Source organism: Acidobacteriota bacterium (assembly GCA_016208495.1).
In the GTDB taxonomy this organism is placed as follows: domain Bacteria; phylum Acidobacteriota; class Blastocatellia; order Chloracidobacteriales; family Chloracidobacteriaceae; genus JACQXX01.
Map to the genome: position 1 here is coordinate 40,186 of JACQXX010000017.1, position 14,822 is coordinate 55,007.

9 protein-coding genes are annotated in these 14,822 nt (G+C 49.4%); 5 read left to right on the forward strand and 4 right to left on the reverse strand.

What is annotated here, in order from left to right; all coding sequences use genetic code 11:
- Positions 1 to 4 precede the first annotated feature (4 nt).
- Positions 5 to 925 carry an ATP-binding cassette domain-containing protein gene (locus HY774_02880; protein MBI4747399.1) on the forward strand — a complete coding sequence of 307 codons (921 nt, stop codon included), beginning with the start codon at positions 5 to 7 and terminating at the stop codon, positions 923 to 925.
- 29 nt (positions 926 to 954) lie between these two features.
- Positions 955 to 3,789, forward strand: a complete 2,835-nt coding sequence (locus HY774_02885) for a PAS domain-containing protein (protein MBI4747400.1) — start codon at positions 955 to 957, stop codon at positions 3,787 to 3,789.
- A gap of 144 nt (positions 3,790 to 3,933) precedes the next feature.
- Here the strand turns inward: HY774_02885 and HY774_02890 are convergent, their stop codons facing one another.
- The 3 genes from HY774_02890 to HY774_02900 form a co-directional block, all read right to left on the reverse strand.
- Positions 3,934 to 4,308 carry a hypothetical protein gene (locus HY774_02890; protein MBI4747401.1) on the reverse strand — a complete coding sequence of 125 codons (375 nt, stop codon included), beginning with the start codon at positions 4,306 to 4,308 and terminating at the stop codon, positions 3,934 to 3,936.
- 359 nt (positions 4,309 to 4,667) lie between these two features.
- Positions 4,668 to 5,270, reverse strand: coding sequence for an HPF/RaiA family ribosome-associated protein (locus HY774_02895; protein ID MBI4747402.1), 603 nt, complete (start codon positions 5,268 to 5,270; stop codon positions 4,668 to 4,670).
- A 129-nt stretch (positions 5,271 to 5,399) separates the two neighbouring features.
- The gene (locus HY774_02900) at positions 5,400 to 6,302 is read right to left on the reverse strand and encodes a universal stress protein (GenBank protein MBI4747403.1); all 903 of its coding nucleotides are present in this window, start codon (positions 6,300 to 6,302) and stop codon (positions 5,400 to 5,402) included.
- A 511-nt stretch (positions 6,303 to 6,813) separates the two neighbouring features.
- Here HY774_02900 and HY774_02905 point away from each other — a divergent pair.
- On the forward strand, positions 6,814 to 7,884 hold the full coding sequence (locus tag HY774_02905) for a phosphotransferase family protein (protein ID MBI4747404.1): 1,071 nt from the start codon (positions 6,814 to 6,816) through the stop codon (positions 7,882 to 7,884).
- Positions 7,885 to 8,116: 232 nt separating this feature from the next.
- Here the strand turns inward: HY774_02905 and HY774_02910 are convergent, their stop codons facing one another.
- On the reverse strand, positions 8,117 to 8,527 hold the full coding sequence (locus HY774_02910; GenBank protein MBI4747405.1) for a hypothetical protein: 411 nt from the start codon (positions 8,525 to 8,527) through the stop codon (positions 8,117 to 8,119).
- Between the two features lie 236 nt (positions 8,528 to 8,763).
- Between HY774_02910 and HY774_02915 the strand changes: the two genes are divergently transcribed.
- Positions 8,764 to 10,779 carry a tetratricopeptide repeat protein gene (locus HY774_02915; GenBank protein ID MBI4747406.1) on the forward strand — a complete coding sequence of 672 codons (2,016 nt, stop codon included), beginning with the start codon at positions 8,764 to 8,766 and terminating at the stop codon, positions 10,777 to 10,779.
- Between the two features lie 513 nt (positions 10,780 to 11,292).
- Positions 11,293 to 14,691 (forward strand): SpoIIE family protein phosphatase, encoded by a 3,399-nt coding sequence (locus tag HY774_02920; protein ID MBI4747407.1) that lies wholly within the window; start codon positions 11,293 to 11,295, stop codon positions 14,689 to 14,691.
- The last annotated feature ends 131 nt before the right edge of the window (positions 14,692 to 14,822 follow it).

Genomic DNA, 14,822 nt, shown 5'->3' on the forward strand with positions numbered 1-14,822 from the left:
GTTTATGCCAGTTTCTGAACGAAATCAAGTTGATACTATTGCTCCAGTGCTGGAATTTCGACATGTCGCTTTGAGTTTTGGTGACACTGAGGTCTTACGAGACGTGAGCTTTACGTTGCACCAAAATGAGTTGATTTGCCTGACGGGTACAGCGGGGACAGGGAAAACGGTTACGTTGATGTTGGCGATGGGGTTATTACAACCCGACGATGGGCAGATTTTGATCTATGGTCAAGAAATCGAGCATTTATCCGAGGAAGCATTGCTGGCACTTCGCAGTCGCCATTTAGGCATTACCTTTCAGGAAGATGCATTGTTTACCAGCCTGTCGGTTTTCGATAATGCTGCCTATCGCCTGGTGGAACAGGGGTGGCGGGAAACGGATATCCAGGCGGCGGTCACTGAAATCATAGACCTGGTTGGATTAACCGAGGCGATGTGGAAAACCCCGGAAGAACTTTCCGGGGGGATGAAACGGAGGCTGGAAATTGCCCGGGCATTGGTTGGCTGGCCCTCGATTATGTTATTTGATGAACCCACCGCCGGGCTTGACCCGGTGAATGCCAAGAATATTCTCGATTTGATTTTGCAGGCGCGGGATCTGCATCAAACCTCAGCTATCTTTGTTTCAAAAGAACTGCATATTATTCCATACCTGGCTTCCCATCGGGCGCAAACGGATCCAGATAGTGGTGAAGTTCTGATTGTTCGAGCGAGCCCGGATAATCTGCCGAATACCCATGTGATGGTTCTGGCCGATGGGATTATGTCATTTTGGGGAACGGCGGGTGAATTTGCAGTGAGCCATGCGGCTTCGGTTCTGCCCTTAACTCACCCGGAACAAATTCCGCATGCGCCTGAAATTTATATACCGATCACGACTCAATCAATTCGGAAACCAAACGGAGATTCCGAAAATTCCTAACGCTTCTTGAAGTTACTCAGATAGTTTCCATGGAATCAAACTCGAAGTCTTCCTTTACTGATGTAGACCAACTCACCGCCGAATTGGAACGTTTGCGCGATGAGAACAACCGCCTGCGGGCTGAGAATTCGAAATTGCACCATCGTGAGGCTATTCTGGTCCAAAAAGCCAGGCTACTGACCTTGATTACCAAAGCCACGCGGGTCGGTATCTGGACCTGGAATGTAAAAACCGATGACGTTCACTGGTCGGATGAATGTTATCAGTTAATGGGGTTGGAACCGGAAGACACTCAATTGACGATTTCGTTATGGCGAAAATGCATCCACACTGACGACCACTCGCAATTGACGGATGTTTCCACTGCTTCAGCCGAGGGGAATTCCTTTGGTGACTATGAATATCGGGTTGTCTGGCCGGATGGAACCACCCGGTGGATAAGCGAAAAGGCGCGGCTTTTTCGTGATCTGGATGGGATGCCCGGAGAAATGCTGGGCGGAGTCATGATTGACGTTACTGATCGGAAGCTGGCGGAAGTGGCCTTACAGGAAAGTGAGCATCGGTACCGAACTATCTCTGAAATTACTTCCGATTATACCTACTCGTTGCGTGTCTGCCCTGATAAAACACTTGAGTTGGAATGGGTTACTGAGGCGATGTTTCGGATTTTGGGATACCCGAAGGAAATCATTTCCCAACCTGAAAACTGGTGGCAATTTATCCATCCAGATGATCGGGTGTTATTTCACCAAACCGGAGAAAGCATTTGGGCCGGGCGGCCAATTGTCAGGGAACTCCGAATGGTCACGATCCAAGGCCAAATTCGATGGGTTCGCGACCACGTTCGGCCCATTCTGGATTCGAACCAGCACCTTGTCCGGATTATCGGAGCCACCCAGGACATCACGGAGCAAAAGTTTGCCATCGAAGCACTCCGTCGAAGTGAAGCCCAAATTCGTCAGATTATTGATGTTATTCCCGGAGCCGTCTTCCAGCTTCAGGAAACCGAGAACCAGCCTCCTGTTTTTTCATTTGTCAGCGCCCAGGCGTATGACCTGCTGGGATGGTCAACTCAAGAAATTCGCCAGCTCCCCATCCTTGGGCATCCCCTTATTCATGCGGATGACCTGGAACTGGCATATCGGACTTACCTTGAGGCCCGCCAGGCCAGCACGACTTTCGATCTTGAATTTCGAATCCTGACCCGCTCCCAGGCTTATAAGTGGGTTCGAACCTGTGCCGTTCCTCTGAAGAAATCGCCCCAGGTCGTCGAATGGGTGGGGATTTCGTTTGATATTTCCCGCCAAAAAGAGAATGAGGATGACCTCCGGTATCACCGCGAACTGTTTGAAACAATTTATACCAGTTCGACGGACGCCATTTTTTTGGCCGACACTCAAACTGATTGTATTATTGATTGTAACCAGCGTGGGGTTGAGTTATTTGAATACCCAAACAAAACGGACATGATTGGGCTCCGGACACAAACCTTGCATAAAACCCCGCTCCCGGAGGTTGAGAATCTCAACCTCCGGAGTGAGATTCAGGGTGGTCAGACTGCGACATCTGAATTTGAATATGTTACCAGCTCTGGCCGGGTGTTTTGGGGGAGCCTGGCAATTAAAATGATTTCAGTTGGCGGCAAGCGGCTCAATCTGGTCCGCATCACGGATATCACAAATCGCAAGCGAATTGAGGAAGAGCAATACAAAATCGCCAAACTGGAATCGCTTGGGGTTTTGGCAGGGGGGATTGCACACGATTTTAATAATTTACTCACCGCAATTATTGGTAACGTCGAACTCGTCAGAAGTTTTGTCACCAATCCCCAAAAAGTGCTTGCCCGCCTGGATGCCGTTCAACGGGCCAGTGATCGGGCGAAAGGTCTGGCCCGGCAATTACTGACCTTTGCCAAGGGCGGTGTGCCGGTGCGGGAAATTACCAGTTTGGAGCATTTTGTTCGGGACACGATTGTGTTTTCCCTGCATGGTTCGAACATTCATGCCTCGTTTGAGTTTGACCCTAATTTATGGCTCGCCGAGATTGATCCTGGGCAAATGGGGCAGGTTTTTCAAAATCTGGCCCTCAATGCCCGTGACGCCATGCCGATGGGTGGTGAGCTTCGGGTTCAAGGGGAAAACATCGTCCTGGCCGAAACTGGCCAGTACCCGCTCACCCCAGGGACCTATATCAAGATTTCCGTCATTGACCATGGGATTGGAATTAACCCTGAACACTTACCCAAAATTTTTGACCCCTATTTTTCAACCAAGGAAACCGGGCATGGGTTGGGGCTGGCGATTGCTTACTTTGTGGTCAAGAAACACAATGGGTATATAACAGTTCGATCAGAGGCCGGGATTGGGACACAATTTGATATTTTTCTCCCTGCCAGCGGAAATTCAGAAAAACCTGATCCTTCTCGTTTACTCACTGACTCAACTGCACTGAAACCATTGAATTCAAAACGGATATTGATCATGGACGATGAGGAAATCGTCCGTGAAACCACGCGTGAAATGTTAGAAGCACTTGGCTATGAAATTGAGGTAACCAGGGATGGAATTGAGGCGATTGTGTGTTATGGAAAAGCACTGGAGGCTCGTCGGCCCTTTTCAGGGGTCATTTTAGACTTGACGGTTCCTGGAAGTATGGGTGGACAGGAGACGCTGGTGAAATTACGGTTGATTGACCCGCAGGTGAAAGCAATCGTGTGCAGCGGGTATTCAAATGATCCGATTCTGGCTGATTGTACCCGCTATGGGTTTAGCGGAAAACTGGTCAAGCCATTCTCTTTGACAAGCCTTGAAGAAGCCTGCCGCGTCTTTGCGGTTCCGGATTCCAGGGGATCAGACCAGGTTTAAAAAAAGAAAAACCCCTGTTGAAAACAGGGGTTAATTGAAAGTAAATTTATTCAGTTTATTGAAATTATTTCCAAAATAAATCACGAGGAAAAAGAGCAAAACCCATTCCCAGTGGAATGGGCTTTGCGAAACAGTGAGGAGAGATTACTGGCTTGGTGAAGCCGCCTGAGCGCCGTCATTGACCACCACTGTTTGATTTGCCCCGGCAAAAGTAACGCCGCTTAAAACGGCATTGTCACCTTGTTTGCTAAAGAAGACCTCGGTTGAAGTCACTTTTCGGCCCCGGTCTTTGAGTGAGCCAGTGGTCTTTGCAAGTTCTTTGCCGCGTTTGAGAATGATGAATTCCCCGGTCTGGTCGTTGAATTTCACATCGTAGGTGCCGGCCTGGATGGTTGTTCCATTCACCACGATGTTGCGGGAAAAGGTGATTGATTCTTTCTTTTCACCAGCCAAAACCGGGAGGGTCAAGACTGCTGAAAGCGCCAAAATTGAGAATGCATGTTTGGTAAAGTTTTTCATTGATCGTCTCCTCAGTATTCCAATTCAGTGTGTATTTCGGCTCGGGAGCAGCCGTTTCAGTTCGTTCGGCTATAACGGGAGACAAAAAAAAATGTTCTTTTTCACACCGGAAAAATGAAAGTCTTTTAACCATTTTTTACAAAACTTTACATTCAAGCTTGAACCAATTTCTAAGTCATTGAAAAGAGAAGCCGCATTACGTGGTTATGGTTTGCGCCGAAAATTGCTGGTTGAACCAGGGAGGGTGCTGAGCTTTACAGGGGTTTTACAGATAGCAAAAAAATGCACACCATCTTGTTCGATTTGAAACGGATGGTGTGCAATTGGAAGGAGAGGTGCATCAATCGAGAGAAAGCAAATCAGGCAATAACTCTGACCATGGTGGCCTGGGGACCTTTTTCACCCAGTTCTTCAACAAATACCACGGGCGTCCCAACCGAAAGGGCTTCAAAATCGCCGTTGTTGAGGCTATTTCTGTGAAAATAAACCAGCTCACCGTCGAGAGTCTCAATAAAACCGTAGCCTTCGGTGACAAACAACTGACTGACCATTGCCACGGGCGTGCCGTCATGATTTTTCACATCGTGTCGTTGGCGGTGTGCAAAATCCTGCAATTTGCGGCGCACACCTTTAAACGCGTCTCGAATCGTGGTGTACATATCCTTATGCGGACCACTGATTTCAACTTGTTTTGATGTTTTAGGGGCACCGGTGTGCTGGAGCGAGTTATATAAGGTCGGTTCCTGCTTCACCACAATTTCACTTCCTGGCACGTGGAGATCAACCGTAACCAGGCAAGTATTGCCTTGTTGGTGATGCCGATGGGGGATTTCGACCACAACCCGACAACTGATGATCTCGTCGAAATAGGTTTGAAGTTTTTCGACTTCTTCTCGAATTCGGGTTTCAATCGCTTCCGAGGAATCCATATTGCGAAAAGTGATTTGCAGTGGAACCGTCATAAACAGTCTCTCTTTCTAGAAAATGGGTGTTAATGCCAATAAATAAGGTGCAAGTCAAAGTGAAGATAACTCCCAACCAGAAGACAACCTTCGATCCAGTGGGGTTGGGTTACCTGCAACTTGCAAGAATTACCTTATTTCAGAGAGGGTACAATGCCGCACGATTTCGACTGAACAGGGGGCATGGATGGCAATCGCATCAGAGACGCTCCCGAGCCGTATTCGGTCGATTCCGCTCCAGCCACGCGTTCCAACCACAACAATGTCGGCATTCCAATTGGCGGCTTCTTCAAGGATGGCTTCTTTGGCATACCCAACCAACACCGAACTGGAGAGTTCGTACTCATTGCCTTCGAGACTTTTGAAGGCTGAGCGAACCGCTTCCTGAGCATGTTCCATGACCTCGGGAGAGATTTTACTCGCGAGTTCAGAAGGTTCAGCCCAATGCGCAGCCAGTGATCGAGCTGGTTCCGCAACTGTGACGATATAGAAAAGACTTCCAGCCGGCCAGGGGTAGTTGGCCACTGAATCAATGGCCGCCTCGGCTTCTGGTGTCCCATCGGTTGCGATCATAATTCGCATGCCAACGCTTGGGGATGGTGGAGGGCTTTCAGCTCTGGGACGTGCGATCCAAATCGAGCAGGGGGCTTCGCGCAATACCGCTTTGGCCACGCTTCCCATAAAAAATTTCGGGATCTGGCTTTTTCCCAAGGCACCCATCAGGATAGTGTCAACTGACCACAATCTGGCATATTTAATGATGACCGACCGTGGGTCGCCTTCGGCAACCAGAGTTGTCGTTTCAACTCCGTTTCGATTCAGTCGGGTGGCTGCTTCGAGCACCAGTTGATGGGCCAATTCGGTTTCCAGCTTGATTCGGGAGGGTAACTCAGCCGGGGTGACGTCAAACGATTTGGGATCAACCACGCACAGAACACCAATCACGGTATCAATCGGCCAGGGCCTGGCACAGGCTTGCTGGAGAGCAAATTGAGCATTGGAGGAACCATCAAGGGCGAGCAGCAATTTCATAAGACACTCCAAATAGCAACCGGTCAAAATTCAGAGAGTTCTCAATCAGCGTTGAACGTACAAAAGTTGCCCCTTTGTTACGCTGATTGGGAACCCTCGGCCTCTAGCAGTGCAACTCCTATGCCAGCGATAAATATCTTCGATTTTTTCCTGAAAAAGAATTGACCATAAGGTTTTTAATTGGATAACTCTATTAGAATCAATGCATTGGTGATTTTCTGAAAAACTGGGCATTCTTCCTCTCGGGCGTAAAATTCCACAAACCCGTGGACTTTTGCCCGTGATTGGAATTTTCACCGTTTCCGCGAGCTGAACTGGTTGCATAAGCCGGGAAGATTGTTGAAGATGGGATGACTGGGGCTGAGGGCTGAAAAAACCAGGGCTTGGGGCTGAAGAATATCGGGCTCAAAACATCGGGTTGAAGAACTGGTTTTATTTCATCCCTCAGCCTTCATCCCTCATCCCTTCGATTGCCCCAAGCCCCAAGTACTCCAAAGGAGAACCCCCTTCAATGAATCAGCTTTTTCTTGATCAACCACGAAAAATTCGCCAGGGTGAGGAACTCGATAGGGAAAACCTCCAGGCATTTTTGAGGAATCATATCCCTGATCTCGCCGAACCCCTTGAAATCGAACAATTTCCAAGCGGCTATTCAAACCTGACGTATTTTTTAAAGGCTGGTTCGACCGAAATGGTTCTCCGCCGACCACCGTTTGGCGCCGCGATCAAAACCGCCCACGATATGGGGCGTGAGTTTCGGATTTTGTCGAATCTGGCACGCGTGTATGGAAAAGTTCCCCACCCGGTTGCTTATTGCGAAGACCCCGCTGTGCTTGGCGCCCCCTTTTATGTGATGGAGCGGGTGAAGGGAATTATTTTGCGTTCGCGAAAACCCAAAGGACTGGACCTTTCTCCAGAAGTCATGCACAACCTGTCAACCGCCTGCATTGACAACCTGGCTGAAATCCACGCGATTGATTACGGTGCCGCCGGACTGGCTGACCTCGGGAAGCCTGATGGATATGCCGCCCGACAGGTGCGGGGTTGGACTGAGCGATACCAGAATGCCAAAACCGATGATGTTCCGGCCATTGACCGGGCGATGGAGTGGCTTGCCAGCCACCAGCCGGACCATTCGGGTGCCGCGCTGATCCATAATGATTACAAGTATGACAATCTGGTGTTGGATCCGGACCAGATAACTCAAATTATTGCGGTTCTGGATTGGGAAATGGCGACGATTGGTGATCCTTTGATGGATCTTGGTACAACACTCGGGTATTGGGTTGATCCAGATGACCCGGATGAACTGCAACAGGCTCAATTTGGCCTGACAACGCTCCCAGGCAATTTATGCCGCCGGGAACTGGTTGACCAGTATGCTGCCACCAGTGGGCGAGATGTTCGACAAGTGGTTTTTTACTATGTGTATGCGCTTTTTAAAATCGCCGTCATTGTCCAGCAAATCTACAAACGCTTTCGGTCAGGTCATACGAAAGACGAGCGATTTGCCCATCTGGACGTGATGGTTCGGGTGTTGGGTGCCTCCGCCGTGAGAGCGATCCAGCGCAACCAGATTTAGGGAGCGTTAAAAAACAACTTCCCGTTTTTATCGAAAGTCACCCGGAGAGATCCAATTTCAGAACAGGCAACCACGAAAAACACGAAAAACACGAAAAAGAAATCCAAGGACTTCAATGGGGTCTGAGCTTTTGTCAGGGAAAGTGCCACCGAACTCAAAAGAAAATGGCTTCGACCCAAATGAAAATCGGGAAGTTGTTTTTTAACGCTCCCCTCGTCTCCCTGGCGGCGGGTCATTTTCCCTTGGATGGAAATACTGACTTTACTTTGGGCAACGGTTTGGTTTGTTCAGCCACGGTTGCAATCACAAACAGTAAGGCGAGCCGATATTCGCAGAGGCGGTGGTGTTGCTCAGGATTGGAATCGTGCTGATGGCCGCAATTACAGGTATTGATAGCCAGCCAGTTTGAGAGTTCTCGAACCTGAGCGGAGAGTTTGGTTTCTTCGTTCTTTACTGCTTTGAGTTCGGTTGAAACGCGGGCCAGTTGCGTTTCCAGCCGGGAAATCTGCTGACTGGACCGCTTGTGGGTAATTTCCCAAGATTGACGGGTGTAGTGCATTCGCCGCCACAGGCGAAAAGTATATGCCCACCCACTGAGCGTCCCAATCGCCACAGCTCCGAGTACCAGGTATTCAATCTGCACGACGTTTCTCCTTTTTTCAAAGTGGCTTGTCCTTGCTTATCCTTTCAGGAAAAATTCCGGACTGTGAAAAAAGGCTTGACAAGACTTCCCAAGCCTTTGACTCTATTGGGAATTGCCTGTGAATTTCCTCGCTCCCTCAACGTCCCCTCAGCAATCAGTTTTGAAATCCCACACCAGATCGGACTGCTTTTGAGCTATTGCCGCACGCGCTGGTGTTTTCAAAGGAAGGTCGCTTTATGTCACTGTTTGGCACTTCTTATAGCAAAGAAAAGGTTCTGAAATCAGCCGAAAAATATGTCCAGCAAGGAAAGCTTGATGCGGCCATCAAGGAATATAAGCGAATTTTGGAAGTTGAACCCCAGGATTTAAAAGTGGTGAGTTCATTGGCTGAACTTCATTCCCGCAGCAATCAGACACGGGAAGCCGTCGCCCTGTTTTTGCGAATTGCCGAACATTATGAACGAACCAGCCAGATACCCCAGGCAATTGCTATGTACCGCCGGATTTTTAAGATGGACATCAACAATTACCCGGCGGCAGTCACCCTGGCGGAACTCTATCGCCAGCAGGGGAATCTTCCCGAGGCGGTCCAGTTTTATTTAGGAGCGGCCAGTGCCTGCCGGCGGACCAACCAGATCCCGACCGCGATCAAAATGGCTCGCGAAGCGGTGTCGCTCGATCCGGAATCTATTCGTGCCCGAGTAGAACTGGCCGGGGTGCTCCATCTTTCCGAAGAATATGACGAAGCCCACGATCTCTATGTCCAGGCGGGCCGCGAATTTTTACGCAAGGGCCAAAACAACGAAGGATTGGAGTGCTTTCGGAAGGCCATGCTGGTCAAACCAGGGTCCAAACCAGCTTTAAAAGCCCTGACTGATATTTCACTCCAAATGGGGGACGCCAAAGGTGCAGTCCGCATGGTCAAACAGTTGTTGCTCAGTAATCCCCAGGATGTGGACCTGTTGATTTTACTTGGTCGGACGTGTTTGGGAGGAAGCCTCCTGGATGATGCCGAAGAGGCATTTACGACCCTGGTTCAGCTCGACCCCCAGCGGTATGAATATTTACTTGAAGTTGGGCGGCAGTTTCTGAAAATCGGAATGTTTGATCGTACCATTCAAACGGTTCAAAAATGTGCCGAGCACGTCGTTGCCCGAGGGCAAAAGAAAAAAGCCACCGCCATTTTAAAACAAGTGATTCAGTTGGATCCAAACCACCTGACCGCCATGCAAGTCCTGGCCGATGTGTATGACGGCGCCCGTGAGAGACAACAGGCCACAATGGTGATGCAGGCCATCAAACCTGATGAAGACTTCGAAGACGATCTGGATCAATATAATTACAGCACTGAATTGCTTGAAAGCATGGTCCAGCAAAACCCGGCCTTTGCCCAGGCCCGGATTAAAATGCTGGAGGATATGGCTGTTCAGCAACCTGATTACCTGGAGGTCTGGCAACAACTCCGGCAAAACTACCTGGATAGCCAGCTCAAGGAAAAAGCAGCCAAAGCCTGTCTGGAACTGGCCCGGATTCAATTGGCCCGAGGAAATCAGGATGCCTCGGAAGCTTCAAAAGCTGAAGCCTATGAACTGGATCCCGGACTCCGGCCTGTCCGTCCTATGATTCAGGTTGCCGAAGGTGAAAGCATACCGCTCACCGATATTATGCCGGATGTTGGAATTGTGGCGAATGTCGTTGCCTCAGCCGACGCTGGTGTGGCTGAAGATGACCAGACCGTGGCCCTCAAGGCGCTTCCAGGTACCTTTAACCGATATCTCACGGTGGATAAATTTCAGAAACGGTATGAAAGTCTCTGGACAGACCCGATTTATTCAACCGAACCGCTCTCACTCATCAAAATTCAGGTTGATAACTTTGTCGGCGTGGTTGAAGAAAACGAGGAAATCCGAGAATCCTACCTGCAGCCCATTGCCGAAACACTTCATGACGAAGTCAAAACACCAAATGCCTATATTGCCTACTGCGGAAACGCGACGTTTTTTGCCTTTTTCCCGAAAGTCCATCCTGAAACCATTGAACACCTCGCTGAATCAATGCGAAGCCGCATCGAATCGCTCTGGTTACCCCATCCGGCCTCTGATGATCTTGATTGGGTAACGGCTTCAATCGCCACGGTGACTGCTATTCCCAGACAAGCCTCCCCAACGGTGTTGATCTCAGTGGTGAATAGCGGGTTGACCAACGCCACGTCCCGAGGCGGGAACGTGGTTGTGACCTATGGAAAAGCCTGAAGGAATGAAGAATGAAGAATTGAGAATGAAGAATTGAGAATGACCCAAATTTTGCCCAAAATAGCACCACTTTGCTGAAAGATCAGTACCGACCAGATCGAGACACACCTCGTGACCAGGAAGCGGCCAGGTCATTGAGCGGAATCGAAATTCACCGAAATTGAGCCTTCGCGAACGCGAAACTGACTTCCAGTTTGTTCTTTATGTCCGTTATGTCCGTTATGTCCTTTGGTTTTGGGTTCAATCAATCATCCAGATGACCAAAACCGAGGAAAAGATCAGTATTTTGGGCGAAATTTGGGGAATGAAGAATGAAGAAACAGGGATGACGGGTGTGGAATGTCCAAATTAACCAATTTTATCCTTAGAGTGCGGTCCTTGACTGCGAAAACAACCACGTCATCCAGTATTTGGAATTCTTTATTCTCAATTCTTCATTCTTCATTCTCAATTCTGCATTCTTTGTTCTGCATTCTTTGTTCTACATTCTTTGTTCTGCATTCTTCATTCTTTTTGCTGGCTCAACCTCAATCCACCGCTTTTCAAGTCGGAGAGAAGCCACCAGATATTGCCGAGTACGGGTACCCAACCTTTCGCACCTACACCGACCGGGACGGATTGCCGCAAAACACCATCAATCAAGTCACCACAGATCGCAAAGGCTATCTTTGGATTGGCACTCAAAATGGAGCGGCGTTTTTTAATGGCCATCGCTGGACGGTGGTCAACCTGCAGGGTGGAACGTTATCAAATCGGGTTCGGGCACTCCTTCAATCGGCTGATGGGAGTTACTGGTTTGGCACCGAGGACAGCGGGTTGCTGCGAAAAAATGGAGAAAACTGGATTGTCTTTTCCCGCTTGAGCGGGGCGCTTCTTTCAGATGAAGTGAAATGCATGGTGGAGACAGTCACGCCAACCACGGCCAAAAGCACACTTTGGGTTGGAACGTCAGCCGGTCTGTCGTGCTTTGAAGGTGGAAAATGGAAGCACTATACGGCTGAAGATGGAACCCTGCCCAACAACCGGGTCATGTGTTTACTCCAAACCACCGGGGCAAATGGTTCACCGATTGTTTGGGCGGGAACTGAAGGCGGGGGATTGGTCAAGTTTGAAGACGGGACGTGGACCCGGCTTGATACCAGTGCCATCGCCAGCAATGCCGTGTTGTCATTAATGGCCACCACGTCACCCAAAACCCAAGAGCAAACACTCTGGGTGGGGACGTCGGGCGGGCTGGCACGAGTGGACCAGGGCACCTGGACTCTGTATGACATTAACAATGGATTGCCAAGTAATGTGGTTTTAAGTTTGCTTGAAACCACACTCCCAGATGGGACGCCGACAATTTGGGTTGGAACGTATGGCGGGGGATTGGCCCGCTTTGAACAGGGTCGGTGGATTACGTTTAATACCAAAAACAGTACCTTACCCAATAACGGAGTGCGAAGCCTGATCGAAACCAGATCTGAGACCGGAACCCGATTGTTATGGGTAGGAACCTATGGCGGGGGATTGGCCCGGTTTGAACAAAGCCAGTGGATTGGGTTCGACACCAAAACGGGTCTTCCCAATGATTTGGTGTATTCGTTTCTTGAATCGAAAACCCCGACCGGTGAATACGGGTTGTGGTTGGGAACTGGCGCCGGGCTGGTCTATTACCTCAACGGAGAAATCGAGACCTACACGATTTCCCCTGGCAAATTAAACTCCGATGTGATTTATGCGCTTCTTGAGACCCGGACACCGGAAGGTTCTCCCGTCTTATGGATTGGAACCTACGGCGGCGGGCTTTCCCGTTTTGATGGGAAAACCTGGCAAACCTTTACCGCTCCGGACCTTCCCAGCAACATTATTTATTGCCTTCATGAGACCCGATCACCCGCCGGGAACTCCGTGTTGTGGGTTGGCACTGATAATGGACTGGCCAGATTTGAAGATGGCGTCTGGCAAACATTTCAGATTGATGTGGGTCTGCCGGATAATGTGATCTATGGTTTGTTTCAAACGAAATCACCCTCCGGAGTTTCTACGCTCTGGGTGGCAACCCGCAACGGACTGGGGGCTTTTCAAAATGGGCAATGGACCAGTTTTGGTTCCGAGAATGGTCTTCCCAAAACGGCGATTTACAGTTTTCTGGAAACCAATTCATCAGGCTCGCAACCAGTTTTATGGATTGGAACTGGGGGGGCTGGGGTTTACACACTTGATCTGACGGGTTGGTACGGACCTGCCGCGCTAAAAACCATAAAACCATTGCCCGCCGAAATTCGAGGGACGGTTTTTCGAATGCTGGCAACTCGAACTGGGGCGCTGTATTTAACCACGAACACCGGTGTGGTTCGTCTGGTCCCGGCTGGTGGTGCTGCAATGGGAGGGCCGGGCTACCAGATTCAACGAGTATTTACCAATCAAGATGGGTTGCCCGGGGTTGAGTGCCTGAGAGGGGCTGCCCTGCAGGATCACAAAGGCCGGATTTGGGCCGGGACTGCTGCCGGTGCTGCTTTGTTTGATCCAGCCAAAGAGTTAAACGATACCTCCTTGAAACCGTTGATGATCGAACGCATTAGCGTCAACGGGCAAGTGATCGAACCTGCTCAAAATCCGGTTGTCTGGTCCTATGACCGGGACAATGTGGTGTTTGAATATGCACTGTTGAGTTACTTTCGCGAAACTGACACCACTTTCCAGGTTCAGTTAATCGGGTATGACAAAAAGCCGACGGCCTGGACGACCGACGCCAAAAAGGAATACACCAACCTGGAACCAAAGCGCTATACCTTTCAGGTATGGGGCAAAGACTATGCCGGGAATATCTCTGGACCGGTTTCTTTCTCGTTTGAAATCAAACCGGCGCCGTGGAATACCTGGTATGCCTATGTTTTTTATTTGTTTGTGATTATCGGTGGGGTGTATTTAGCGGTACAAACCCGAATCAAGACGTTGCAAAACCGGGCTGAAGCCCTGGAACGAGCCGTCCAGGAGCGAACGGCGGAAGTGGTTCGCCAGAAAGATGAACTTTCCGCCCAAAATGCCGAGATCATTCGTCAGCGCGATGAAATCACTGAAAAGAATCACGAATTGGAATTGCGCTCTCAGGAAATTCAGGAAAAAAACACCAAGATCATTGATAGCATTCTCTATGCCGAACGAATCCAACAGGCGACGTTGCCGTATCGCGAACGCATTGACCAGTCCCTGCGAGAATACTTTATCTTATTCTATCCAAAGGATATTGTGTCGGGCGACTTTTACTGGTTTCACTATGCCGACGGCATCAGCATTATTGCCTGTGCCGACTGTACAGGTCACGGCGTGCCCGGCGCCTTTATGTCCATGATCGGTAACAATCTGCTCAACCAAATCGTGATCGAGAATCGAATCCACGATCCAGCCCTCATTCTTGAAACCATGCACGGAGGCATCCGGCGGGCACTCAAACAGGACTCCGCCGAGACTGAATCCCAGGATGGAATGGATGTGGCGCTCTGCCGAATTGAGCGTGAAACCGGACAGGTTGTATTTGCTGGTGCCAAACGCCCGCTCTATCTGATTGATGAGCAGGGTGAATTTATTGAAATCAAAGGGGATACCAAATCAATTGGCGGAAAGCAGAAAGAGGCTCGCCGTACCTTTACCAACCATGAAATTCAAATTGGCAAAGGGGTTACACTCTACATGGCGACCGATGGGTATGGTGATCAATCGGGTGAGATTTCACCAAAATTTGGCTCCCGCCGGTTCAAAGAATTTCTGAAATCAATTTCCTATCTCAGCATGGAAGATCAATATGTTGCTCTGATTCACGAATTAAAAAACCATCAGGGCGCCGAACCCCAACGCGATGACATTACCGTGATCGGAATTCGGATTCCTGGAAAAAAACGGAAGGCGAGTGAACTTGTGAAGAAGTGAAATAGTCAAATAAGTACCTTACCGAAAATTTCCAGACATTTTAACCACGAAACACACGAACTACACGAAAAGAATCAAACACTTACCCAATCCAATATCTCAGGAAACTTATGACAAGGCACTTAGCGAAG

Excerpts from the sequence above, each read along its gene's own strand:
- HY774_02915 (MBI4747406.1), top strand. The coding sequence starts at position 8,764 with ATGTCACTGTTTGGCACTTCTTATAGCAAAGAAAAGGTTCTGAAATCA.
- HY774_02885 (MBI4747400.1), top strand. The coding sequence starts at position 955 with ATGGAATCAAACTCGAAGTCTTCCTTTACTGATGTAGACCAACTCACC.
- HY774_02895 (MBI4747402.1), bottom strand. The coding sequence starts at position 5,270 with ATGACGGTTCCACTGCAAATCACTTTTCGCAATATGGATTCCTCGGAA.
- HY774_02905 (MBI4747404.1), top strand. The coding sequence starts at position 6,814 with ATGAATCAGCTTTTTCTTGATCAACCACGAAAAATTCGCCAGGGTGAG.
- HY774_02900 (MBI4747403.1), bottom strand. The coding sequence starts at position 6,302 with ATGAAATTGCTGCTCGCCCTTGATGGTTCCTCCAATGCTCAATTTGCT.
- HY774_02890 (MBI4747401.1), bottom strand. The coding sequence starts at position 4,308 with ATGAAAAACTTTACCAAACATGCATTCTCAATTTTGGCGCTTTCAGCA.
- HY774_02880 (MBI4747399.1), top strand. The coding sequence starts at position 5 with ATGCCAGTTTCTGAACGAAATCAAGTTGATACTATTGCTCCAGTGCTG.